At 60.0% G+C, this 385-nt stretch carries 1 pseudogene; it reads left to right on the forward strand.

Going from position 1 to position 385, the window contains the following annotated elements:
- Positions 1-12 precede the first annotated feature (12 nt).
- Positions 13-385 (forward strand): annotated as a pseudogene (locus tag AC1DBN_RS21575) (serine--tRNA ligase); the annotation flags it as partial.

A 385-nucleotide genomic window follows, 5' to 3' on the forward strand; every position in this document is an offset into this window, starting at 1 on the left:
GAGCTGCACCGGATGATCGACATTCCCCGCGGCGTCAAAACCGCCGGCACACGCAGCTACTACCTGACCGGCATCGGCGCCATGCTGCATCGGGCCGTCCAGCAGCTTGCAGTGGATATGCTGGTCGCCAAGGGTTTTACCCTTATGGACGTACCGTTAACCGTTAGGACGGAGGCCATGGAGAACACAGCCTTCTTCCCGCTTGGTCAAGATCAGGCTTTTCAAATTATGGAGCAAGATAAGTGGCTCGTCGGTACGTCGGAAGTGCCGTTGGTATCGTTCTATAGCGGTGAAGTCGTCGATGTGACGCAGCCGATTCGCCTGGCAGCAGCATCGCTGTGCTTCCGGAGCGAGGTCGGCTCGGGCGGCCGGGACGTCCAGGGCC

Source organism: Pseudarthrobacter sp. 10T415 (genome assembly GCF_056394175.1).